Origin of the sequence: Pyramidobacter piscolens W5455 (genome assembly GCF_000177335.1) — a bacterium.
GTDB lineage: Bacteria > Synergistota > Synergistia > Synergistales > Dethiosulfovibrionaceae > Pyramidobacter > Pyramidobacter piscolens.
Window position 1 is genome coordinate 1 of the sequence record NZ_ADFP01000100.1, and the last position, 24084, is coordinate 24084.

The following is a 24084-nucleotide window of genomic DNA, read 5'->3' on the forward strand; positions in this document are numbered from 1 at the left end:
TTGGGGCACTTGTCGCAGGGCAAGTGACCCAATCCGTTTTTTGTTCAGCGGCGAATTTCGATTTTGGGATGCGGCGAACTGCGCATGACACGTTTCGTCAACGCGATCAGACTTTTCACGACAGGCGTGAAGACGCGGTTCTTTTTCCAGGCAATGATGTCGATGCGGCAGTGCAGCGGGTCTTCGATGGTGTAAAAGACAGGCTGGCTGTCGCTTTCGTTCTGCGCCTGCAGAGCGCCGTTGTAGGTCGTGAAAGCCAGCCCCATACCAGCCGCAGCCAGCATCGTGATGGTACGCTGACTGGTGAGCTGAAGCACGGTGTTGACGCGCAGGCCATATTTTTCCAGCAGGTGCTGAGCGACGCGATACATGCCCTGCGCGGGCGTCAGCGTCAGGAATCTTTCGCCGTTCAGCAGCTCCGGATCGATGTACTGAGGGCGGTAGGGACTGTTGCTGCGCAAGTCGGCACGGGCCGCCAACGGATGTTCCGCCGACGAAATCACGTAGACCGGCGCTTTGTTGACCACTTCACAGGCGATGTCGCTGGACAGGATCGGCAGCGTGGAAATGCACAGATCAAGCTGGTTGCTCAGCAGGGCTCGCTCGAAAAAAGCGTTGACCCCCTCTTTCACCTGTACGTCCACGTCGGGAAAGGAAACGGCAAAGTGCGGCAGAATCTTCGGCAGCCATGTGGTGCCGCGCTCCACGCTCACACCGATGCGGATGCGTTCTCTGGTGCCGCGGGCGATGTTCCTCATCTCTTCGCGCAGCTCGGCATCGATGTCAAGCAGTTTGCCAACGCTCTCGAAATAACGTTCGCCGGCATAGGTCAGCGTCAGGGGCTGGACACTTCGGTCAAACAGCGTCACCCCCAGCTCCTTTTCCTGGCGGTGAATCGCCTTCGTCAGCGCCGGCTGGGAGATATGCAGCTGCGCCGCGGCCTTGGTGATGTTGCGCACCTTTGCCACTGTCATCAGGTAGCGGTAAATATCAATATTCAAGGCGACGCCCCCTTCCTCCCAAAGTTATGATAAGCGGTCAGAAAATTCATGAGACAAACCCAGACGGCTTCATTATAATACATTCAAGGCAATTCATTTCTTTAATTATAATTTCTTGCGCCGTGAAAGGAAGGATTCCCACGAGTCTTGTCGATGTCTGCCGCCATATTGAAGCCCACCGGGACGATGACCTGAAGCTGCTGAAAAAACTTGTCGCCCAGCCCAGCGTCAGCGCCCGCAACATGGGCGTGCGCGAGTGTACGGAGATGTTGCGTTCGCTTTTGACAAAACTGGGCTGCGATACCGTCGCAATTTGCCCAACCGATGGGCAACCGCTCGTTTTCGCCGAACTTAAGTCGAAGAAAGCTGGTGCAAAAACCATTCTTTTCTACGGTCATTACGACACACAGCCTCCCGATCCCGTGGAGGAATGGATCACGCCGCCTTTTGAACCAACGGTGCGCGATGGGCGGCTCTACGGTCTCGGCACAGCCGACAACAAGGGACAGTTTCTCGCGCACCTCCTTGCCGTGCGTTCATGGCTAGCAACGGAGGACGATGTCCCCGTCAACGTCAAGTTCATTCTCGACGGCGAGGAGGAAAGCGGCTCGCCCAACATGAGAGCTTTCGTCGAAACACATAAAGACATGCTGATGGCCGACCTGGTCTATAACTCCGACGGCCCTATGAACGCCGGAGACTTTCCGGAGATCAAGCTGGGCTTCCGCGGCGACCTGTCGATGGAGTTTGAGCTGACCACAGCCACACACCAGAACCATTCAAAGACGGGGCAGCTGATTCCCAATCCCGCCATCGAGTTATGCCAGCTCGTCGCTTCGATGATCGACCGTGACGGCCACGTGCTGATCGACGGATTTTACGACGACGTACTGCCGCCGACCGCTTACGAGCGGGAGCTCATGGACGGGTACGCCTTCGAGCCGAAAACGCTGGCCCGCGTGTACGGCGTCAAAAAACTGCTTAAAACGGCGAAGGAAGCTTACTACACTCAGCTCATGTTCCGTCCCACGTTCACGATCAACGGTATGAGCTCGGGCTATTGCGGTCCGGGCCATAAGACCTGTGTGCCCCGTTCGGCGCTGATGAAGCTGGATGTGCGTCTCGTCAAAAACATGGATCCCGAGAAAGTGTTGGAAAAAATCCGCCGGCACGCAGCCACCTTCGATCCGGAAATCGTCGTCCGCGCCGGCAAAGCCATGTATCCTTCCAAGAGCGATGCCGAACAGCCGCTCTGTCAAGCCGCTATCGCCGCCGCGCGCTCCGTTTATCCCAACGCCGTCGTTCATCCCAGTTCCGGCGGCAGCAACCCCGATTACGTGTGGACCGGCATCATGAAAATGCCGTCGGTGACAGTGCCCTACGGGAATGCCGACCAGACGAACCATTCGCCCAACGAAAACCTCCGCCTCGACTGTTTCCATAAGGGCATCCACGTCAGCGCCGCCGTAATCGGGCGCATTGGCGAAATTTAATTCTGAGGTGCGAATTCCGTTCAATCGCTTCAACGTCCATCCACTCTGTTTCGTCATAATGCCGCAATATCCATGTGCGTGCGACAGGTTATGACACCGATAAAAAAGCTTCATTAGATTTTCGCCGCCAACATTGCTATATTTTTTTTAGCAGCTTAAGGCTCTTTCTGTTCACGATCATGATACAAAAACTCGGCTGCGACACAAAAAAGTCTAAAGGAGGAACATGAGCATGAAAGCAACGCGTTTCGAACTTCTCGCGGCGCTGGTTCTGGGTTTGGCCGTGTCAGCCTGCGCAGCGGAAGCTCCCAAAAGCTCCAAGGACACCCTGATGTACGGCGTGAACGCCGAGGCCGCTTCTCTCGATCCGTCCACCAGCAAAGACACCGTCACTCACATGATGATGCTCCAGATCTACGACACGCTGGTCGCCGTCGACCCTCAGGACTATACCAAATATGTCCCCGGACTGGCCACGGAATGGAAATTCAGCGACGACAAGATGGAGCTCGTCTTCACGATCCGCGACGGCGTCAAGTTCCACAACGGCGACACGATGACCGCCGACGACGTGCTGTTTTCCCTGAACCGTTCCTTCGCATCCAGCTACTCCAGCGGCATCCGCGGCGCCATCAAGGGATTCGAGAAGATCGACGACCGTCATGTCAAGCTGCTCCTCAAGTATCCCTACGCGCCCATTCTCGAAGTCATGAGCAACCTCACCTTCGGTATCGTCAGTCAGCGCGCTGTGAAGGAGGCCGAGGCCAAGGGCGTCAACTTCGCCCGCAATCCCTGCGGCACCGGCGCTTATCGCATGAAGGAATGGAAGAGCGGTGACCAACTTGAGCTGGAACGCTTTGACGGCTACTATCGCGGCCCGGCGCCGATCAAGACCGTCATTTACAAGTTGATTCCCGATGCGGCCAGCGGCGCCATCGGCCTTGAGGATGGCAGTCTTGATTTCTATTATCTCCCAGCTCATACCGATTACGAATATCTCAACACGCTCGACTCCCTTGCCACCATCACCTGCCCGGGGATCGGCATCCATCACATCACTTTCAACACCACTGACGGGATCTTCAAGGACAAGCGTCTGCGCCAGGCCGTCGCGTATGCGTTGAACCGCGACGACATCGTCATCGGCGGCGCCGAGGGTTACGCCGACCTCTGCAATGTCCTTTGCCCCGTATCCATCTTCGGTTACGACAAAGAAGCCACATGGTATCCCCAGGATCTTGAAAAAGCCAGAAAACTTATGGCCGAAGCTGGCTATCCCAAAGGTTTCGACGTGGTCTTCAGCATGCAAGGTTCGGCGACTTACATGAATCCCGCCGAAGTCATGCAGGACCAGCTGCGCCAAATCGACATCAATGTCACGTTCGACAAGATGGAGCGCGCCACTTACCTTGACATCGTCGCTGGCAAGCGTCAGTTCGTCGCCAGCCTGCGCATGATCAACGCTTCGGTTCGTGACGCCGACTATGTGCTCACCCGGCGCGTTCACAGTTCCATGATCGGCGGCGGCAACAACTACTCCGGCTACAGCAATCCCGACGTGGACAAATGGCTCGACGAGGCCCGTCAGGAGCAAGTTCCCGAAAAGCGCATGGAACTCTATCGCAAAGTCTATGCCCAGCTGAAGGAAGACGTCCCGCTGATCCCCATCTATACCGACTACCAGAAGTTTTTTTTCAATAAACACCTCAAGGGCATCCATCCTCACCCCGTGTTCCGCTTCCCGGTCCACGAGATGTACTTCGACTAAACCTCGTCCATCGCAAAATCTGCGCTGAACAGAGAGGGCGCTGCGGACAGAATCGCAGCGCCCTCTCTGTAAAAATCACTTAATTTATGGGGGGAAAGTCATGTCGCGTTATATTTTTCGGCGGCTGCTGATGCTTGTTCCCGTTGTGCTTGGCGTGGCACTGTTCATCTTTGCCGTTATGGATTTCACGCCCGGAGACCCGGCCGTGATGATCCTCGGCGAAGGAGCCACCGAGGCGGAATACTCCGCTCTCCACGCCAAGCTGGGATTAAACGATCCGCTGTTGGTCCGTTACGCGCGTTACATCTGGAACGCGCTGCACGGTGATTTTGGCGTCTCTTACCGCACGGGGCTGCCCGTGTTTCAGGAAATCGCCTCGAGGCTGCCCTACACGTTCGTACTGGCCGTCGTGAGCACGATCATTGCCGTCACGATCGGTTTGCCGGTAGGCGTTTTCTCAGCCGTCAAACAGTATTCCCTGTCCGATAACTTCGCGCTTGGCTGCGCACTGCTGCTCACTTCTATGCCAACGTTCTGGCTGGCCATGATGCTCGTGCTCGGATTCTCGCTGAAGATGCGCTGGTTGCCGGCTATGGGCGTTACGGGGTGGAAGAATTTTATCCTGCCGGCCATCGCCACGGCTTCGAGCAGCACGGCTTCGTTGCTGCGCATGACCCGATCGACTATGCTCGAGGTCATTCGCCAGGACTACATCCGCACGGCCCGCGCCAAGGGCGCCAAAGAAAGTCGCGTCATCTTTGATCACGCGCTGCGCAACGCCCTGCTGCCCGTGGTCACGCTGATCGGCGTTAATTTCGGCGTTGCCCTCGGCGGTACGATCGTCATCGAGCAGGTTTTCGCCATTCCCGGGCTTGGACAGCTGATGGTTAATGCCATCCGCACCAAGGACACGCCCATGGTCATCGCCTCGCTGTTGTTTACGGCCGTGATCGCCTCGTTGATCAATCTGTTGGTGGACATTCTCTATGCCTATATCGATCCACGGCTGAGAGCCAAATTCACCGTCGCCAAGAAAAGGAAGGTGAGCGCATGACCGCCGCAAACGCGCAGAAAATTTCCGTCGAGAACCGGCTGCGCCAATACAAGAAAAAGAGCCAGATGCGCACCATCTGGAACCGTCTCAAGAAAAACCGCCTTGCCCTCTTCGGTCTGGCGCTCTTTCTAGTGATGCTCGCGGTCGTCAGCACCGCCGACATCTATTACAACTATGAGCAGGACGCCATTGCCCAGCATCTGTCGCTGCGCTTCAAGGGCCCCGGGCAAACGGCCGGCCACCCGCTGGGGACCGATCAGTACGGCCGCGATGTGCTGGCACGCGTCATTTACGGCGGCCGCATTTCCATGTTCGTCGGCCTCGCCACGATCTGCGTGTCTCTGTCGCTGGGATCGCTCATTGGCGCGACGGCAGCTTACTACGGCGGCAAGGTAGACAACATCCTCATGCGCATTATGGATGTGTTTCTCGCCATCCCGAACATTCTTATGGCGATTACGCTGGTGGCGGCTTTCGGTACAAGCCTGCTGAACTTGATCCTCGCCATGGGATTGGCCGGAACGCCGAAGATGTCGCGTATCGTCCGTTCGTCGGTGCTTTCCATCATCGGCACCGATTATATCGAGGCGGCGCGCGCCTGCGGCACGAGCGACATGCGCATCATCTTTCGTCATATTCTGCCCAACGCCATGGGCCCGATCCTCGTTCAGGCGACGCAGACCGTCGCCCGTTCGGTCATCACGGTCTCCTCTCTCAGCTTCATCGGTCTCGGCATCTCCGAACCCACGCCCGAATGGGGCGCCATGCTTTCGGCCGCCAAGAGTCAGCTTCGCTATCATCCCTATCTGGCCGTGTCGCCCGGCATTGCCATTGTCATGGTCGTTGTTTCGCTGACGCTTCTCGGCGACGGTCTGCGCGACGCGATGGATCCAAGGCTAAAGAATTAGCGCAGGAGGACGAAAACAATGGCAGACAAACTTCTTGAAGTCACAGACCTGCACGTGATGTACCGTACCGACGACGACAACGTTTACGCGCTCAACGGCGTCGACATTTCCGTCGAAAAGGGAAAAACTCTAGGGCTTGTGGGAGAAACCGGCGCCGGCAAGACGACACTGGCGCTCTCGATCTTGCGGCTGTTGCCGGACCGCGTCGGCTTCGTCACCCAGGGCGACATCAAAATGAACGGCGTCGAACTGCTCAAGCTGTCGGAGCCAGACATGCGCCTGCTGCGCGGCAACGACATTTCCATGATCTTCCAGGATCCGATGACCAGCCTCAACCCGATCCACACCGTCGGCGACCAGATCGCCGAGGTCATCGCTCTGCACAACGAGCATGCCGACCGCGATTTCATCGAGAAAAAAGTGGACGAGATGATGGAGATGGTCGGCATTCCTGCCATCCGCAAAAGCGAGTATCCGCATCAGTTTTCAGGCGGCATGAAGCAGCGCATCGTCATCGCCATCGCTTTGGCCTGCAATCCCAAGCTGTTGCTGGCCGACGAGCCGACGACGGCGCTTGACGTCACGATTCAGGCTCAGGTGTTGGAGATGATGAATCAACTCAAGCAAAAACTGGAAACGTCGATGATCTTGATCACCCACGATCTGGGCATCGTCGCGCAGATTTGCGATCAGGTAGGCATCATGTACGCCGGCGAAGTGGTGGAGATCGGCACGGTCGAGGATATTTTCGAGGGCACACAGCACCACCCCTACACAGTCGGACTTTTCGGCGCCATTCCCAATATGGCCGAGGAGTCGCCGCGGCTGCACCCCATCGACGGGCTGATGCCCGACCCTTCAATCGTACTGCCCGGCTGTCCGTTTGCCGAGCGCTGTCCGCACCGCTTGGACAAATGCCAAGAAGAACGTCCGCAAGCCGTCCCCGTCAACAGTGGCATGCACCGTATCAAATGCTGGCTGGCCAAAGCCGTTCGGGAGGGATAGAACATGACGACGCCTCTGATCCAGACTAAAGGTCTGAAGAAATATTTCAGTACCCCTCACGGGTTGCTGCACGCCGTGGACGACGTGAACATTTCCATCGAAGCGGGACAAACGCTCGGCGTCGTCGGCGAGTCGGGCTGCGGCAAGTCCACGCTGGGGCGCGTGATCCTGCGGCTCATCGAGGCCACTTCAGGCGAAGTGCTCTTCAACGGCGAGAACATCCTCGATTACACGCCGCATCAGATGAAGGACATGCGCAAACAGATGCAGATCGTTTTTCAGGATCCTTTCGCCTCGCTGAATCCCAGAATGACCGTCTCGGAACTGATCGCCGAACCGATGAAGGTCTGCGGCGTCTACAAGAACAATAACGAGATGATGGAACGCGTCTTCGAGTTGATGGACACCGTCGGACTGGCGGAACGCTTCGTCAACACCTACCCGCACGAGATGGACGGCGGCCGCCGTCAGCGCATCGGCATCGCCCGCGCGCTAGCGCTCGATCCCAAATTCATTGTCTGCGACGAGCCCGTTTCCGCTCTGGACGTCTCGATCCAGGCACAGATTTTGAATCTGCTCATGGACTTGCAGGACAACAAGGGGTACACCTACATGTTCATCACCCACGACATGAGTGTGGTCAAACATATCAGCGACCAGATCGCCGTCATGTACCTGGGCCAGTGCGTCGAGCTGGCGCCGACGAAGACGCTGTTCAATAATCCTCTGCACCCTTACACACACGGCCTGCTCAACGCCATCCCGATTCCCAGCCTCAAGCACCGCAAAACATTGCACATCATGAAGGGGGAAGTCGCCAGCCCGATCAATCCCAAGCTAGGCTGCCGTTTTGCCGCGCGCTGCCCCGAAGCGACCGAGGAGTGCCGTAGGTCCGATCTGAAATTGCGCGAGGTTGAACAAGGCCATTTTGTGGCCTGTTTCAAGCGCTGAGGAAAATTTTGAAACATGCGTCACCGCTCAAACGCCAAGGAACACAGGTCAAATGGAAAAATTCTCTGCCTCGTCACGCGTTCGCGTCTTGGCAGCGAAATTCATTCTCTGAATAAAAGGAGCTCGTCATGAGACATTTTCCGATCATCAACGTTGAACCCGGCACGCCTTACGGGATGGGTTTTCACTACGGCCGGCAGGCGGCCGATCAGATCAGGAACGGACTGGCTGACTATCGTACCCTTTTTGCCCAGACCAGCACGATGACCTGGGAGGAGATTGGCAACTACGCGCTCAGCTACACGCCTATCGTCAAGGCCGTTGATCCCGATCTGATCGACGAGGTGCGCGGCATCGCCGACGGTGCCGGCGTCAGTTTTGCCGATATCATGATTCTGAACACGCGCTACGAGATCACCAAATTTCCCAAACCTCACGAGTGCACATCCTTCGCGCTGCAGCCCGAGGCCACGAAAGACGGCATCGTCTATGTGGGGCAGAACTGGGACTACCGCGTCGGTATCCTCGATCACATCGTCATCGTCCACTACACCATGCCGGACGGCACGCGGATCGTCGGCGTGGCGGAGGCCGGCCAAGTGATCCGCAACGGTTTCAACAGCTACGGGATCGGCCTGTGCGCCAACAATTTACAGTCAAAGGGAGATAACCGCGGCACGGCGCTGCCGGTCACGTTCCTGCGCCGCAAGGTGCTGCAGAGCCGCAGTTTCGAAGAGGCGAAGAAGCTCCTGCTGGAGACGAAGCGCACCGTGTCGAATAATTTCATGCTCGGCTCCGCCGAAGGTCGTGCGCTGGACTTCGAAACTTCGCCGCTAGGTACTGACCTGATCGAGCCCGCAAGCGGTATCCTCACCCACGCCAACCACTTCGTCGTCGATCCCGCCAAGGAAGCCCTGGAACGCTCTCCGCGCGGCGATCGGCTTTACGAACTGCTGGCGCAGAGACGCGGCTCTATCAACGTGCCCTGGATCATCCGCTGCCTCAGCGATCACGAAAATTATCCCAAGGCCATCTGCCGTCATCCCGCCGACACATCGATGCCCATGGCCCGGCGCAGCAGTACCGTAGCCGGCATCATCTACAATCTCAGCGAAGGCGTGGCGCACATCTGCGCCGGGGCAAGCTGCGAAAACGAATTCGTCGCCGTGCCGCTTTAAAAGGAGAAGTCTCGTGACAGACAAGGAAAAAGCACTGCGTTACGTCGACGAACATTTCGACGAGATGGTCGCCGAACTGGCTCGTGCCTGCGCCTGCGCCAGCTTCGCCGGCAATCCGGCCGGATTGGACGCGATGCGCACGGCGCTTCAGAACGACCTGAAAAGCTCCGGTCTGACGCCAACGCTCCACCCCGTGGGAGACGGTAACGCGCTGATCAGCGCCGGGCTCTCCGGCGACAGTCCCCACACGCTGCTGTTTTACAATCATTACGACGTCGTCGAGCCAGGCAAGACCGAACACTGGACAAACAAAGCGCCCTTCAAAGCCGACGTCCGCGGCGGCAAAATGTACGCCCGCGGAGTTTCCGACAACAAAGGCGGACTTTATTTCCGCCTCCACGCCGTGCGCGCCATGATGAACGCCAACGGTCATCTGCCCGTCTCCGTCAAGTTTCTCGTCGAAGGCGACGAAGAGACCGCCAGTCCGTCCATGACACGCTTCGCCCAGACGAACGCTGAAAAGTTCAAAGAGTTGACACAAGCCGACGTGTGTTTGTGGGAGAACGGACGCGTCGACGCCGCCGGCCGTCCTTGGCTGAGATGCGGCGTGCGCGGCGCCGTAGCTTTCGACCTGCGCGTCACGGCCGCGAAATCGGACGTCCACGGGCGCATGGGCGCAACTGTCCCCAGCGCTTCGTGGCGCCTCATCTGGGCTTTGGCTGCGCTCAAGGAGGCCGTCACCGAAAAGATCGCCATCGACGGTTTTTACGACGACGTCTTCCCCGCCTCCGAAGCCGATCTGCAGGTGCTGCACGATTTTCCCTACGACGAGGCGCACACGAAAAAAAGCCTCGGCTTGAAAGGCTTTGTGCGCGGGGCCACGGGCGAAGAATTGAAGCGACAGATCTATCTCGAACCGTCGCTCTCCGTCTGCGGACTGGAGGCCGGCGAAGTGCACAACGGCGTGCGCGGCATCGTGCCTCACACGGCGTATGCGCGCCTCGGTTTCTATCTCGTCGCTAACCAGGATCCCGCCGATATCGAAGCCAAATTACGCGCGCATTTGCACCGACAGGGCTTTGACGACATAAAAGTCACGCGCTACGGCGGCGCCTCGCGCCCTGTCCGCACGCGTCCCGACCATCCCTTCTGCGCTCGCGCCGTCAAAGCGGCCAAAAACGTTTACGCTCAGCCCATGGTGGTCGAACTGACTCAGCTTGGCGCCGGTCCCGCCGCCGTGTTTCGCGACGCGTGGCCAGACCTGCCTATTTTCGGCATCGGCCCCGCCAACACCAGCGGCAACCACCACGCGCCCGACGAGAACCTCGGCCTCGAAGACTACAAAAACTCGATCAAATACCTGATCGAACTCTGTTATTCCTACGTTCGTGATTAAAGCTCTCGCCAAAGGGACAGCACAGTGGACACGGGGGACGTTCGCGGTCTGCATGCCCATTGCGCTGTCTCTGGCCTTCAACCGCACGAACAATCAGGTGACGCCGCTTGTCGTCGCCTGCTTCGCGGCCGTAGCCGGCGGTGGAGTGTTCAGCGATCACTGCTCGCCCCTGTTCGACACAACCGTTCTTTCCTCCGCGGGAGCGGCGGCTGATCACATCGATCACGTCAAGACCCAGCCGCCTTATGCGCTCGTCTGCGCCGCGGCGGCTTCAGTCGCTTATCTCTTCGCGGGGTTCTCGATGGGATAATCCCGTCATCGTTCCGTCGAAGCGAGGCCGGTCTCTTGGCTGAGGCCGGCCTCTTTCGTGCCAAACGGTTCTCCGCGCGCAAAACGCTGCCCTTCCCCGTCAAACAAAACGTCGTTCCGCGCGGCTGTCAGGAGCGCCCGGCAAAGAGATAAAGCGGCGCCGACGTTCGGGGAAAAAGCGCCTTTTTCGCCTCGCGTGTGTTATGATATGAATGTTCTGAAAGACTTCTTGCATCTGTCTTTCATCAATCCACCGCTGAGGAGTGGCTTTCATGAATGGTTCCATCGCGACAAAATTCAAAAAGTCCATCATGTTCCTCTTCAAGATCCTGATCGTCGTTACCGCCGTCGGGCTTTACATCGGCGGCTTCAAGATCTGGTACGAAGCGCCGCGTCTGATGTTCAAGGACAATTATGTCGTCGGCGTGGTCTACCTGCTGGTGTTCTATACTCTCAGTTACTCGTACGGGGCTTATCGTATCGGCATCCTGCGCCTGCGCGAGCTGATCTATTCCTTCTCGCTGGCGCTGACCATCGCCAATTTCACGGGATATTCGCAGCTGAGCCTCATGCTGCACCGTTTCATCGCGGTGGGGCCGATGTTGTTGCTCACGTTCGCGCAAGTTCTGGCGGGAACGTTGCTCTACGTCGCCGCCAACGCCGTTTATTTCGCCATCAATCCCGCCCGCGACGCGCTGGCGATCCTCGCCAATCCCGAGGACGACGAGCGCGTGCTGAAAAAATTCCTCCGCGAGAGCAAACGCTACCGCATCGTCCAGTACTGCCACGAGAGCGACGGGGATGCGGCGGTGCGGCGCGCCATGGACGGGCAGCCGCTGGTGCTCATGTTCGGGCACGGGCGCCCGCAGTTCCGCAGTATGGTGATCCGTCACTGCTACGAAACGGACAAGCGTCTGCTCATGGTCCCCAACGTGGACGAGATTTTCGTCCACAGCGCCGTACGCTGCCAGATCGACGACATTCCCGCCTTCCTGTTCCGCGGACATCAAATGGGCAGCGAGCAGAAGCTTATCAAGCGCGCCATCGACGTCGCCGGTTCGGCCGCGGCGCTGGTCGCGCTCAGCCCGCTGATGCTGCTCGCCGCGCTGTCGGTCCGTCTGCACGACGGCGGCCCGGCGTTCTACCGGCAGACGCGCGTCACCGAGGGCGGACGGACGTTCCAGCTGTACAAGTTCCGCACCATGGTGCAAAACGCCGAGTCCAACGGCGCCGAGATGGCTTCCAATCACGACGGCCGCGTCACCGCCGTGGGGCGCTGGCTGCGCATGCTGCGCATCGACGAGCTGCCGCAGCTGTTCAATATTCTCAAAGGCGACATGTCCATCGTCGGCCCGCGTCCGGAGCGCCCCGAGCTGATCGAGCAGTACTGCCGCCAATACCCGGAGTTCCGCTACCGTCTCAAGGTCAAGGCCGGCCTGACGGGCTATGCGCAGGTGTTCGGCCGCTACAACACGCTGTTCGAGGACAAGCTCAAGCTGGATCTGCTCTACATTCAGCATTTTTCGCTGATCTTCGATTTCTATCTGATGATCTCCACCGTCAAGGTGCTCTTCATGCCGTCGAGTTCGGAGGGCGTCGAGGAAAAAGACCCCAGCGGCAAATGAGCGTAACGAGACAAGGCCCGGCGTCGGAAAAAATTTTCCGGCGCCGGGCCTTTATTCTTTAATGAATGTAATCGTTTTTCGCGTTTCTACATTTTTCTCAGCGCGCTGACCACCGCTTCGATGGATTCGAGCGCGTCCTCGGGCAGCTCGTCGACGCCGCCTCCGGCAGTCTCGCGGCCGGCGATGAAGCGGGCGCGGTCTTTCATGCGGGCCATGAAAGCGGCGCGGTACTTTTCGTCTCCCAGGTCCATCCCGAAGCCTTCGACTGGCAGATATTCGACGCCGGGCAGCCCCGTCGGTTCGAACTTCGCCGTGCCGTCGACGACGGCTTCGAGTGCGGCGAACGTGTCTTCCTTCTTCACTTTCTTGCCCATGAAGTCGCCGGTGTTGAGAACGTAGCAGTCAACGCCGTCCTCGATCAGCGCCTTGAAGCGCTCGTAGTCCATGGACAGCGGATAGGTGCGGAACGGATTGGCGTAGCTTTCGATCACCAGCGCGTCGGGATCGACGCCATGGGCCAGCTGTTCGGCCGAGGTGCGTTTGGTGGCCAGCGTGGCCCCCATCGCCGCGGCCAGCGAAGCGCCGGTGAGCTTGAGCATCGGCGGCAGCGTCGGGTCCTTCATGAGCCAGCATACGGCGCTGAGCGGTTCGTCGATGCGGTCCACGCGGTTGGCCGTCCACAGGCGCGACTTGACGGCGCGGCCGTTGCCGTTGCGCACGTCCTCGGTGACGGCGATCGTTTTGCCGGCGGCGTCGCGCGTGACGCCGCAGTTCTGCACCGTCAGCAGATACTTGTTGGCCTCGCAGCCGATCGGGTAATCCTGCAGTTTGTCGAAGTACGTCGGCTCCATGGCGATGGCGTACTTTTCCCTGACGTTGACGACGAACGCGTCGTCGTGCAGCACCATGATGTCGTACTTGCCGCCGTGAGTCGCGTGGGTGATGGTCGATTTGCCGGAACCGGAAAGGCCGAACACGGCCAGCACGAACTTTTTGCCGTCGCGGCGCGTGAAACGCTTCAGGCCGCCGTGGCAGGAGGCGTAACCGTGGCGCGCGGCCGTGCCCCAGCCGAGCGTCAGCGTGCCCTTTTTGAACTCGCCGAAGTACCGCATGCCGAGAATGGCCGCGCAGTTCTGCTGCGGCGAGAAGAAGGCCAGCCCGAGCGGGAAGTCGGGATGCGTCCAGTACGGATCGGTGTAGACGAGGATGTCGCCTTCGCCGGGAATGACGCGGCTGCCGGCGTAGAATTTTTTCACGTCGTCGGTCATGAACTGGAAGTTCAGCACCCAGCTCAGCAGATTGTTCTCGAATCCTTCGGGAATCAGGAGACGGGCGCGGACGGTGAAATCCTTGTCAAGCCCGACGACCGCTTCGGCTTCGTAAAAGCGGCGGAAGCGGCCCTGATAAATCGCCTCGCGCACGATCTTGCACAGCCCGGCCGTGTCCACGCCGGGAGTGCCGACGATGCGGCGGGCGGCGGCGGCGCGGCCGACGACGGCGCCATCGTCGAACATCAGCACGTTCGCGCCCTTCGGCAGCCCCTGCGCTTCCGGCTTATACACGGGCATGCCGGTCAGCTCCAGCGTGCCAGGACTGTTTTTCGCCAGCTCGTAAGCTTCGGCGACGCTTTCGATCTTCGTGACGTTGTTGCCGTAAAACGGGGTTTCGACGATGGTTCGTACGGGCAAACTGTTGATTTTCTTGAAGAGTTCCGCGTTTTCGAAGTGCTCCAATTCAACCATAAGATTCACTTCTCCTCTTTTCCGTCATCCGCACATCTGCGGTCATTAAGAATCTCTTGCATCACCCGGTGCGTCTGCGTACGATAACGCAAGAACTTCTTCCGTGTTTCACGAGTTTATAGAAAAATGCCGAAGCAGTCAATTAAAATCTTATATTTCAACTATATTTTTTACAAACATCCTGTGAATCTATCTTTCTACGCTCTCCCTCAAATTTCACCCCAAAGGGTGATGTCTTTTCTTTCTTTTATCGGTATGTTATATTTAAACAAATTTTCCGAAAGGGATTGTTTCGCACGCCCCGACAGATCCCAATATTGTTGTTTTCGCTGATGCGTCAGGACATCTTTACCGTTACGCTTATTGCAAAGCAATAAAATCCGCGTTGGAAGGAAGTCCTCGTCATGAAACGGTTCTGTCGCGCCACAGCCTTTTTCCTGATTCTGCTGACGCTCGCCGTCGCCTTTGTGCTTTTCGGAATGGTCGCGGGCCGGGCGCAGCTTCTCAACGCCGTGCGTTTTTAAAAGCCTTAATTTTTTGGAGGTGTCCGTTATGAATCGCAAAATCCTTCGTTTTGCCCTCGCCGCGCTGACGGTGCTGGCACTCGCGGTCACGGCCGTCGCGGCGCCGCTGCGAAAAAACAGGGCCATCGCCGTCATCCTTTACGACGTCGAGCCCGGCACGCGCTACACGTCGCTGTCCAGCTGGAGCTACTACGGCGGCATGAGCTACACGCATTATTCGTCCGCTGCCCGCGGCGCCGCCCTGGCGACGGAGACGATCCGCAGCGCGCTGGTGAAAAACGGCTACAAGGTCGTCAGCGACCAGGTCACCGCCCGCATCATCAAGGCCCAGCCCAAACAGCCCGGCCCCGGCGCCGTCAAAAAGATCAGCCGCGCTCACGGCGTCAGCCAGTATGTGGACGGCACCGTGGAAGTGCTGGACACGATCCGCAACGAGTTCGGCATGTACACCGGCTCGGCCGTCGTCATGGTGCACGTTTACGATTCCACGGGGCGCACGCTCTTCTCCGACTCCGCCATGGGCAAAGAAGTGGGCGCCACTCCTGACGAGTCCGAGATCAAGGCCGTCAGAAAAGCGGCGGAAGAACTGGCCGAAAAGATCACCGGCGTATCCGCCAATCCCGACGTCGCCGAGGGCGGTTTCTACGTCTTCGTCAGAGGCGCGCGCGATTTCAAAACCGTGCAAAGCGTGGTCACCGCCTGCAAGACGGTTTACGGCGTCACATCCGCCCGCGCGGGGCGTTTCGACGGCGATTGGGCCCAGCTGACCGTGTTCGGCAATTTCGACCTCAAGGAGCTGCAGAAAGCCATCGTCGACAAGGTGCCTTACGCCCGCATCAACGACATCACCGACAGCACCTTGTACGTCGATATTTATTAGACCGAAGGGAGCCTCCAGAACTCATGAAAAGACCGCTCAGAATCCTGCTGGCGCTTTGCGCCGCCCTGTGCCTCGCCGCACCGTCTTTCGCGGCCTACACCATCTCCGTTGAAACGTTCCGCAACAGCAGCGGCCGCCACGTGCCCGTCGATTCCATCATGGACATGATGATCACCGAACTCGTCAACAGCGGCACCTTTCAGGTCGTCGAGCGCGACCGTCTCGACGTGATCGCCCGCGAGCAGCGCATGGGGCAGTCCGGCCTGATCGACAGCAACACGGCCTCGCGCACCGGACGGCTTGCCGGCGCGCAGTACATGATGACCGGCGCCGTCACCAAGTACAGCGCCAGCGACACCGCCGGCGGCGGCATTATCGGCGGCGGCAGCAGCCTGATCGGCGGCCTGATCAACACCAACACCGCCTACGTCACGCTCGACGTCAGGATCGTCGATACCACGACCGGCGCCATTGTTTACGCCGGCCGCGCCGAAGGCGCCGGCACCAACGTGATGGGCGGCCTGCTGAGCCGTTATGCGGGCTTCGGCACCGGCCGCAGCGGCGGACAGCTGGCGACGGCCACTCACAAAGCCATCACAAAGGTCGTCGCCAATCTCCGCGCCGCGATCGGCGCCGGAGCCGCTCCCGGCCGCGCCGAAGGCTTTCACGTGCTCGACGCCAAAGGCGCCCGCAACGTCACCATCGACGCCGGCACGACGACCGGCGGCGCCCGCAAGGGACAGTATTACGCCGTCTACCGCGAGGGCGAAGCGATCCGCGACCTGCACGGCAACGTGCTTGACGCCGAACATTACTACGTCGCCGTGATCCAGGTCATCGAAGCCCGTCCCCAGTACTCCAAGGCCAAGATCGTCCGCGGCGGCGGGCTCAGACGCGGCGACGGCATCGAGCCGATCCGCAAACCCGACGACGTCAAGCTCGACTACGAATAGCTTCTTCGACGCGCGACAACCTGCGCTCCACCCCAGAGCGCAGGTTGTTTTTTTACTCCGAGGAGGATTGTCAATGAAAAGAACGAGAACTCTGTGCGCCGCCGCGCTTTTGGTGTCGGGCGTCCTGCTTTCGCCCGCCGCGGCCGTGATCCGCATCGGCGTGGACCGTTTCAGATCGGGAGCGCCCGGCGTCAGTCCCGACGTCGCCGACGCGCTGACGGAAATGTTCATCACCGAACTTTCCAATTCCGGTTCGTTTCAGGTCTACGAGCGCACCGCCCTCGAAAAAGTGGCCCGCGAGCAGCGACTCTCCATGTCGGGACTGGTGTCCGAATCGACGCTCGTCAAAGTCGGCCGCCTCGCCGGCGTCGAGTGGATCATTACCGGCGCCGTCACGCAGTCCGACGAGAAACAGACCGGCGGCGTGCTGCCCATCCACGGCTTCGGCCTGGCCGTCGGCACCAACGTCGGCACCGTCACGCTCGACGTCCGCACCATCGATACCACCACCGGCGCCATCACCGCCGCCCTGCGCAAGACCGGCGCGGCCAGCCGCGCCATCGCCGGCGCCGTTTACGAAGGAACCGTGATCGGCACGACGCAGTACGGCGGCGTCGGTTCGCAGGCCGCCATGAAGGCCGTCAAGCGCACCGTGCGCGAGCTGGAGCGCCGCATCGGCGGCGTCGCGTACCACGTCATCAAAGTCACGCCGCAGCGCGCGCTCATCGACATGGGCTCCGCCAAGGGCGCGGCCAAAGGAGACCTTTACGGCGTTTACGAGGAGGGCGAACCCATCCGCGCCATCGACGGCTCCATCATCGACGCCGAAAAAGTCTACCACGCCCTCGTCAAAGTCGTCGAAGTCAAGCCGAACTACAGCCTCTGCGCCTACGTGAAGGGCAAAGGCGGCCCCGCCTCCATCCGCGTCGGCGACCTGCTCGATGAGATCGACCCCGGCGAGAGCGCGCGCAGTCTTCCTGTCGCTGCCGAACGCCTTGTTCCCGACGCGCCGCCCGACCCCAGCGGCGAACCGCCGCTGCTCGGACAGGGGGCAGGCGCGCCGCCCAAGAAACCGTCGCCCGACGCGCCGCTGCCGAAAGGCGGGCGTGCCGGCAAAGTCCTCCCGCCGGGAACGTACGCCGACGAAGGCGGCCCCGTCTTCAGGGACAATCCTCCCGTAAACGTGAATACCTGCGCCGACGACCGGCTGTTCAGCGCCTACAACCTGCCGGCCAACCGTCTCTCGAACCTGCGCATCATCTATCGCAACGGGCAGAGATCCTACAAGGCCGGCCAGTACCGCAGCGCTTACTCCATGTTCAACCGCAGCGCCCGCGAAAACGGTTTCGACCTGCTCAACGCCTACTGGGCCGGTATGTCGGCCCTGAAGTGCGGCGACAAGAAGAACGCTCGCAAATGTTTCGACGCCGTTCTCGCCGTCAACCCAAATTATCAGCCCGCACAGAAAGCGATCAAACAACTCGAGTAGAACCACCCCAACGAAAAGATCCGAAAAACTCCTTTTGGCAGCGCAAGGAGTTTTTCGGATCTTTTCGTTTTTTTATTGTGCGGCGTCGGGCAAGGCACGATCGATACCAAATTTCAACGAAAAGGCATCACCGAAAATGCCGCGTTTTACGCTTTCTTGTTCATCTTCATGCATCGGCCGATCACGTCGCCGGTGCGCAGATATTCATAGGTGGGCATTTCGAACAGGACGGGCTTGAGAACGCGGTAGTCGACTCGCCCCCGTTCGTCGAGCACGCTTTCATCGGCAAAGGTGTTCTTGATAGTGATGATGAAGTTGTCAAAACCGCTCGTCTCGTACGTGTCCTCAAGGACGCATTCCATGGTGACGCGCGCGGCGTCGAGCAGCGGCGCGCCGGTCTCGCCGACGGTGTAATCGAACCAGCCTGATTTGTCTACCTTGGCGCCGCTCGCACACCCCGCCGCGTCGGCTTTTTCGAGCCAGGATTCCTCGACGACGTTCACCGAAAGCGCGCCGTTGGTGCGAATACCCCGGTTGGTGTAATGAGCCGTGACGAGACTGATCATTATGCGGTCATGCCCCATGATGCCTACGTGACCGGCCCCACCAGCCAGTTGGGTTTGCCGCCGACCATCGCCCCGACGACGACCAGAGGCGTCGGATAGAGCGCCATTTGCGAGCCGATGTTTTTCTTCATTGTTGAAGCCCCTTTCCTGAAAATGATCTTGCCCCATCGGGCTGACGACTTCATTGTAAACCTTCAAGTCAACTCCATGGCAAAGCTTTTTTCGCGGGTTTTCCGATGAAGTTCTCGCCCTATGGCCGTTCCGGGACTCTTGACCTGAAGGTCGCTCAAACCTTTATAATAAGCCGACAAAAGCAAAGTCGTGCGAAAAGGCCTTTACGGCGGATATGTCATAACGAAAGGAGATTTTAACATGAGAAATCTGTACGCGCTGATAATCGGTCTGGCCGCGTTGGCGGCTCTCTGGGCGCTGCCCGCGGCGGCGGAACCGGCGAAGGGAAAGACGCTGATCGTTTTCTATTCGTGGGGGGGCAATACGCGCGACATCGCCCGCGCCATCCAGAAGAAGACCGGCGCCGACATCTTCGAAATAGAGCTGGTCAAACCCTACTCCGACGATTACAACACGGTGCTGCGGGAAGCGCAGCGCGACCAGCGCGCCCAAGCCCGTCCGGAGATCAAGGGCAAAGTGCCCGACATGGCGAAATACGACACGATCCTGCTCGGCTACCCCCAACTGGTGGGCGTCGATCCCCATGCCGATCGCCACGTTCCTCGAGAGCTACGACTTCGCCGGCAAAAAGGTTTCGCCCTTCTGCAGCAACGGCGGCGGCCGCCTCGGCCAGAGCGTTTCCGCCATCACCAAGCTGATCCCCGCAGCCGTCGTGCAGAACCCTCTTTCCATCTATTACGACGGCGGTTCCTCGCTGAGCGCCGACCTCGACGCCTGGCTCAAGAAAAACGGATTTTAGGTGAGCGCCATGAAGAGCACGCTGATCCTGCTGGCGCTTCTGGCGCTGAGCGCGAAAGCCGCGCTGGCGGCGCCGCAAGGCGAAATGGTCCTGATCAAAGGCGGTACGTTCACTATGGGCAGCCCGGCCGACGAGCCTTGGCGCGAGAACGACGAACGCCAGCACCAAGTGACGGTGAGCGACTTTTACCTCGGGCGCTGCGAGGTCACTCAGGAGGAATACAAGGCGTTGACGGGCACAAACCCCAGCCACCACGTCCGCGGTGAAAAACTGCCCGTGGAGACCGTCAGCTGGTACGACGCCGTGAAGTTCTGCAACCTGAAAAGCGCCGCGGAAGGACTGACGCCCGCCTACGCGATCGACGGCGAAAACGTGACCTGGAACCGCGCGGCAAACGGCTATCGCCTGCCCACCGAGGCCGAATGGGAGTACGCCTGCCGCGCCGGCGGCGCCGGGCCGTTCAACATCGAACCGTCGCCAGCCTGGACCGACGCCAACTACTACGGCCATTACCCCTACAACATCGAGCAGAATTACTTCAGCACGGAAAAGCTGGACGTGAAGCCGGGCACCTACCGCGGCGATTCCATCCCCGTGGGCAGCTTCAAGCCCAACGCCTTCGGCCTCTGCGACATGCACGGCAACGTCAGCGAGTGGTGCTGGGACCGCTACGGCGCTTACCCCTCCGCCGCGCAGGCCGACCCCGCCGGCCCCGAAAAAGGCGCCGCGCGCGTTTGCCGCGGCGGCGGCTGGAACGATTTCGCCAAACACCTGCGCAGCGCCTACCGTTCGTCGCAAATGCCCGACGACGCCTTCCGCAGCCGCGGCTTTCGTCTCGCCCGCAACAAGTAATACTAATTCTTGATAGAAAGTATTAACATAGTTTTCCGGGCGCTGCGGAGGAGTTCAGTCGCTCAGGACTGTCTCGACCGCTACGCGGTCTGCGCAGCTCGCTTTGTGAATCTCCCCCGCAGCCCCCTTGCGTTCGGCCTTTTAATTAAGAAATAGTATAAAGCGAGGAACGGGCGTGCGGAGAGTTACCTTTCCCCGCGCAAACGAAAACGTTCCGTCTGAAACATTTCCAACGGCAAAGGCCGGCGAGCACGCTCGCCGGCCTTTGCCGTTGCTCTTGAGTTTTCTCTGCCCGTACCTGATTCAGAAGTACAGCTCGTACTCCTGCGGCGTCGGGGCGTTGTAGATGTAGGCGGCTTCCTCGCGCTTGACCTTGATCCACTGCTCGATGAGCTGCTCGGGGAAGACGGGCCGCAGATAGGCGTGATCCTTTTCCAAGCCGTCGAGCACGGCGTTCAGGTTGAGCGGGAAGATCTTTTCCTGAAGGATCTCGGCGCTGTTCATGCCGAGCGCCACGGGATCGAGCTGGGCGGCGATGCCGTCGCAGCCGGCCATGACCATGCCGGCCAGCATAAAGTAAACGTTGGCCGAGGCGTCGCCGGGCCGGTACTCCACGCGCGTGCTGTCCTTCTTGAGATAGCTGGGGATGCGCACGGCGGCGCAGCGCGAGCCCTTGGCGAACGTGGCGCTGACGGGCGCTTCGAAGCCGGGCACGAGGCGGCGGTAGCTGTTGGTGCTTGGATTGGTGAACGCCAGCAGGCTGCCCGTCTGGCTGTGGGTCAGCAGTCCCGCCGTGTAGGAAAGCGCCAGCGGCGACAGATTGGCGACGCCGTCGCCGGGGAACAGGCTTTTGCCGTCGCGGGTCAGGAATTGGTGCACGTGCATGCCGCTGCCGGAAACCTTGTTCATCGGCTTGGGCATGAACGTGGCGAAGATGCCCATCTCGCGGGCCACGGTGCGGATGATCCACTTGGCCAGCGTCACGTCGTCGGCCGTCTTCTCCATCGACGTGAATTCCAGCTCGATCTCCAGCTGGCCGGCGGCCACTTCGTGATGATGATACTTCACCGGCACGCCGGCGATCCCCATCAGCTCCACCGTCGTGTCGCGGAAATCGCGGTAGCGGTCCTCGGGCGAGACGCGGTGATAACCGTCGAACAGGCCGAAGCGCGGCGCGCTGCTGAAATCGTCGCCCAGCCCCTCGGCGGTGGCGACGCTGTAGCCGACGCGGTTGGGCTGGATCGTGTACTCCACCTGATCGAACGCGTAATATTCCAGCTCCACCAGCATTTTGGCGTCGTCGGCGATCTTCTTGTCGCGCAGGTACCTGGCGGCGTTTCTGACGACGTTGCGCGGATACTGCTCGAAGGGGATACGTTCGTCGGTGGCGGAAACGACGTCGCAGAACACGTGCACGGTGTTGAATTCGCCGCGTCGTTCCAGCAGCGCCCGCCCCATGTCGGGAACGGCCACCATGTCGGAATTGCTGACTTTGGCGTAGCCGTAGTTGGAGCCGTCGAAACCGATGCCGTCGCGCAAAACCTTTTCGGTCGCGTACTCGCGGGGCAGCGTCACCGAGCGCAGGTTGCCCCTCAGGTCGATCATCATCAGGTTCAGAAAGTTCACTTTCGACCAATCGCCGTTAAACGTGCTCAGATTCATGACTATCGCTCCTTTTCATCTTTCTCCGCTGTTCGGCCTGGCCGCGGCCAGCCTTCAGCAAAAAAACCGCCGGAGGTTCCCTCCGACACGTCACTTTATAAAAAATTAATAACTATCAATCAACGCCAAGTTATCATAAAGGACGATTCACGTCATTAATAAAAAATGACCAATTTTTCTGTTTTAATGTACCGTATTACTGCAAAAACGATCACTTTTTCGCAGGTGATTTCTTTTGAACGGTAGCTTCGAACAAAAAAGTCCCGCATCGCTTTTCAGGCGTTTTATGCCTGCACGTCCTGCGCGATAAAAAAGCGCTCCGCGAGTTTCTCATTCCCTGCGAGAAACTCCTCGGAGCGCTTTCTGCATATTCTTTAAATGAACTGTCCCAAAGGGCTTCCCCGCGCCGGCGCGAAATCTATTCGGGCAGCCCGCCCCTGTCGCCCCAGGCAAGAACAATGCGTTCGGCCAGTTCGCCAGCACGGCGCAGGTCGTCGAGCACGATCCGTTCGGAAACGCCGTGGTTGCCGCTGTACCCCGTGGCGACGCCGACGACGCCGATCCCGGCGGCGTTGAAAACGTTGGCGTCCATGCCTCCGCCGCCGCCGTTGACCTGCGCCTCCGCGCCCATGCCGCGCAGGGCGGCCAGCGCCGCCTGGATCACCGGAGCGTCCTCGTCGAAGCTGAAACTTTCGTATTGCGGCGTCACCGTCGTCGTGACCGCGGCGCCGGTTCCCGCGGCCGCCTCCTGGCAGTGCTTCTCGAAATATTCCACGTAGGCGGACAGAGCCGCGTCGTTGCGGCTGCGCATTTCACCCCGGCAGACGGCGTAGGACTGGACGATGTTGGTGACTTTGGTGCCGCAGTCCAGCACGGCGAAGTTGGCCGTGCTCTCGGGATCGAGACGGCCGTCGCGGATCGTCGCGAGGATTTTCGCCAGCGCCGTCACGGCGTTGACGCCCTCTTCGGGACAGTTGCCGGCGTGCGCCGCTTTTCCCGTCACCTCGACCGTCAGGCTCACCTGCCCCGGAGCGGCGCAGACCACGCGCCCCAGCCGACCGGGCGAGTCGAACGCGTAGCCGACTTTGGCGCGCAGCCGCCTTGTGTCGAAAGCCTTGCTCCCCAGAAGCCCCGCTTCCTCCCCCACGGTGAAGAGATATTCCACGCGCGGGAACTTTCGTCCGCAGGCCTGCAGACGGCGGACGCTGTCGATCAGCGCCGCCACGCCCGACAGATCGTCGGCCGCCAAAATCGTCGTGCCGTCGGAAACGATCAGGCCGTCTTTGATCTGCGGCTTGATCCCCTACCCGTTGGCTACCCGGTCCATGTGGGCGTTGAGCAGGATCGAGCCGGGCAGCCCGCTGTCGAGCACCGCCAGCACGTTGCCCGCGTTGCCGCCGAAACCGGCCCCCGCGTCATCCTCCTCGACCGCCAGCCCCAGCGCCCCGAGTTTGCCCTTTACCGCGTCGGCCACACCGCGTTCATTCCCCGACGCCGCATCGATCTGCACCAGCTCGAGAAAATCCTCAACGATGTCTTTCATCTATAGAGCTCCCCCTTCTCTGCCATCTTGTCACCGGCTCCTGTGGAATGTCGCAGTCTGCTCTGCCTGTTAACAGGCCTACAGTGTCTTGCTCATATTGTAGCACTGTACGAAGGCAGTTCTTCCTATTTAATACTCGCATCACTAAAATTTTAAAATATACATTATACAGCTTGACAAAGCTCGATGAAAGAAATAACATGTCCACAAGAGAGATACGCAATATATCGTGTATTTTTGAGATGGTTATTTAT

Annotated in this window: 22 protein-coding genes and 1 pseudogene; 16 read left to right on the forward strand and 7 right to left on the reverse strand. The window is 59.6% G+C overall.

Annotation, left to right across the window (positions count from 1 at the left end; translation table 11 throughout):
- Window positions 1-44: 44 nt before the first annotated feature.
- Window positions 45-1001 (reverse strand): LysR family transcriptional regulator, encoded by a 957-nt coding sequence (locus tag HMPREF7215_RS09120; protein WP_009165543.1) that lies wholly within the window; start codon window positions 999-1001, stop codon window positions 45-47.
- A 122-nt stretch (window positions 1002-1123) separates the two neighbouring features.
- Here HMPREF7215_RS09120 and HMPREF7215_RS09125 point away from each other — a divergent pair, with 122 nt between their 5' ends.
- From HMPREF7215_RS09125 to HMPREF7215_RS09170, 10 genes are all read left to right on the forward strand, one after another.
- Complete coding sequence (locus tag HMPREF7215_RS09125; protein WP_009165544.1) at window positions 1124-2494, forward strand: M20/M25/M40 family metallo-hydrolase; 1371 nt, start codon at window positions 1124-1126, stop codon at window positions 2492-2494.
- A 232-nt stretch (window positions 2495-2726) separates the two neighbouring features.
- Entirely contained in the window at window positions 2727-4262 is a 1536-nt protein-coding gene (locus tag HMPREF7215_RS09130; protein WP_009165545.1) for an ABC transporter substrate-binding protein, read from the forward strand.
- Window positions 4263-4362: 100 nt separating this feature from the next.
- Window positions 4363-5316, forward strand: a complete 954-nt coding sequence (locus HMPREF7215_RS09135; RefSeq protein ID WP_009165546.1) for an ABC transporter permease — start codon at window positions 4363-4365, stop codon at window positions 5314-5316.
- Complete coding sequence (locus HMPREF7215_RS09140) at window positions 5313-6224, forward strand: ABC transporter permease (RefSeq protein WP_009165547.1); 912 nt, start codon at window positions 5313-5315, stop codon at window positions 6222-6224. Before HMPREF7215_RS09135 ends, HMPREF7215_RS09140 begins: the two co-directional genes overlap by 4 nt.
- An 18-nt stretch (window positions 6225-6242) precedes the next feature.
- On the forward strand, window positions 6243-7229 hold the full coding sequence (locus HMPREF7215_RS09145; protein ID WP_009165548.1) for an ABC transporter ATP-binding protein: 987 nt from the start codon (window positions 6243-6245) through the stop codon (window positions 7227-7229).
- A 3-nt stretch (window positions 7230-7232) separates the two neighbouring features.
- On the forward strand, window positions 7233-8180 hold the full coding sequence (locus tag HMPREF7215_RS09150) for an ABC transporter ATP-binding protein (protein ID WP_009165549.1): 948 nt from the start codon (window positions 7233-7235) through the stop codon (window positions 8178-8180).
- Between the two features lie 128 nt (window positions 8181-8308).
- Entirely contained in the window at window positions 8309-9358 is a 1050-nt protein-coding gene (locus HMPREF7215_RS09155) for an acyl-CoA--6-aminopenicillanic acid acyltransferase (protein WP_009165551.1), read from the forward strand.
- Between the two features lie 13 nt (window positions 9359-9371).
- Window positions 9372-10754, forward strand: a complete 1383-nt coding sequence (locus HMPREF7215_RS09160; RefSeq protein WP_009165552.1) for a M20/M25/M40 family metallo-hydrolase — start codon at window positions 9372-9374, stop codon at window positions 10752-10754.
- Complete coding sequence (locus tag HMPREF7215_RS09165; RefSeq protein ID WP_009165553.1) at window positions 10747-11064, forward strand: Na+/H+ antiporter NhaC family protein; 318 nt, start codon at window positions 10747-10749, stop codon at window positions 11062-11064. Before HMPREF7215_RS09160 ends, HMPREF7215_RS09165 begins: the two co-directional genes overlap by 8 nt.
- A gap of 271 nt (window positions 11065-11335) precedes the next feature.
- Window positions 11336-12688, forward strand: a complete 1353-nt coding sequence (locus HMPREF7215_RS09170; RefSeq protein ID WP_009165555.1) for an exopolysaccharide biosynthesis polyprenyl glycosylphosphotransferase — start codon at window positions 11336-11338, stop codon at window positions 12686-12688.
- A gap of 86 nt (window positions 12689-12774) precedes the next feature.
- Here the strand turns inward: HMPREF7215_RS09170 and HMPREF7215_RS09175 are convergent, their stop codons facing one another.
- Together HMPREF7215_RS09175 and HMPREF7215_RS13305 are read right to left on the reverse strand one after the other, a co-directional pair.
- The gene (locus tag HMPREF7215_RS09175) at window positions 12775-14430 is read right to left on the reverse strand and encodes a phosphoenolpyruvate carboxykinase (ATP) (RefSeq protein ID WP_009165556.1); all 1656 of its coding nucleotides are present in this window, start codon (window positions 14428-14430) and stop codon (window positions 12775-12777) included.
- Window positions 14431-14639: 209 nt separating this feature from the next.
- On the reverse strand, window positions 14640-14993 hold the full coding sequence (locus HMPREF7215_RS13305) for a hypothetical protein (RefSeq protein ID WP_156797509.1): 354 nt from the start codon (window positions 14991-14993) through the stop codon (window positions 14640-14642).
- Here HMPREF7215_RS13305 and HMPREF7215_RS09180 point away from each other — a divergent pair.
- From HMPREF7215_RS09180 to HMPREF7215_RS12495, 3 genes are all read left to right on the forward strand, one after another.
- Complete coding sequence (locus tag HMPREF7215_RS09180; protein WP_009165558.1) at window positions 14983-15834, forward strand: hypothetical protein; 852 nt, start codon at window positions 14983-14985, stop codon at window positions 15832-15834. The two genes, HMPREF7215_RS13305 and HMPREF7215_RS09180, sit on opposite strands and share 11 nt — an antisense overlap.
- Before the next feature lie 23 nt (window positions 15835-15857).
- Window positions 15858-16787 (forward strand): CsgG/HfaB family protein, encoded by a 930-nt coding sequence (locus HMPREF7215_RS09185; protein ID WP_009165559.1) that lies wholly within the window; start codon window positions 15858-15860, stop codon window positions 16785-16787.
- A gap of 73 nt (window positions 16788-16860) precedes the next feature.
- A complete protein-coding gene (locus tag HMPREF7215_RS12495; protein ID WP_009165560.1) occupies window positions 16861-18276 on the forward strand; it encodes a CsgG/HfaB family protein in 1416 nt (471 codons plus the stop codon).
- Between the two features lie 146 nt (window positions 18277-18422).
- Here HMPREF7215_RS12495 and HMPREF7215_RS09195 read toward each other — a convergent pair whose 3' ends face one another.
- Window positions 18423-18842 (reverse strand): flavin reductase family protein, encoded by a 420-nt coding sequence (locus HMPREF7215_RS09195; protein WP_198004593.1) that lies wholly within the window; start codon window positions 18840-18842, stop codon window positions 18423-18425.
- Between the two features lie 372 nt (window positions 18843-19214).
- On the opposite strand from HMPREF7215_RS09195, the pseudogene HMPREF7215_RS14075 reads away from it, so the two are divergent.
- From HMPREF7215_RS14075 to HMPREF7215_RS09210, 3 genes and pseudogenes are all read left to right on the forward strand, one after another.
- Window positions 19215-19469, forward strand: a pseudogene (locus HMPREF7215_RS14075) (flavodoxin family protein); the annotation flags it as partial.
- An 88-nt stretch (window positions 19470-19557) separates the two neighbouring features.
- Entirely contained in the window at window positions 19558-19773 is a 216-nt protein-coding gene (locus HMPREF7215_RS13950) for a flavodoxin (protein ID WP_009165564.1), read from the forward strand.
- Window positions 19774-19782: 9 nt separating this feature from the next.
- The gene (locus HMPREF7215_RS09210; protein ID WP_040551074.1) at window positions 19783-20625 is read left to right on the forward strand and encodes a formylglycine-generating enzyme family protein; all 843 of its coding nucleotides are present in this window, start codon (window positions 19783-19785) and stop codon (window positions 20623-20625) included.
- A gap of 303 nt (window positions 20626-20928) precedes the next feature.
- Here HMPREF7215_RS09210 and HMPREF7215_RS09215 read toward each other — a convergent pair whose 3' ends face one another.
- The 3 genes from HMPREF7215_RS09215 to HMPREF7215_RS13660 all read right to left on the reverse strand — a co-directional run bounded on the left by HMPREF7215_RS09215 (window position 20929) and on the right by HMPREF7215_RS13660 (window position 23830).
- Window positions 20929-22287: a glutamine synthetase family protein gene (locus HMPREF7215_RS09215; protein ID WP_009165566.1), complete on the reverse strand. Its 1359-nt coding sequence runs from the start codon at window positions 22285-22287 to the stop codon at window positions 20929-20931.
- A 418-nt stretch (window positions 22288-22705) separates the two neighbouring features.
- Window positions 22706-23536, reverse strand: coding sequence for a M20/M25/M40 family metallo-hydrolase (locus HMPREF7215_RS09220; protein WP_009165568.1), 831 nt, complete (start codon window positions 23534-23536; stop codon window positions 22706-22708).
- A 54-nt stretch (window positions 23537-23590) separates the two neighbouring features.
- Complete coding sequence (locus tag HMPREF7215_RS13660; protein ID WP_009165569.1) at window positions 23591-23830, reverse strand: di-/tri- peptidase; 240 nt, start codon at window positions 23828-23830, stop codon at window positions 23591-23593.
- Window positions 23831-24084: the final 254 nt, after the last annotated feature.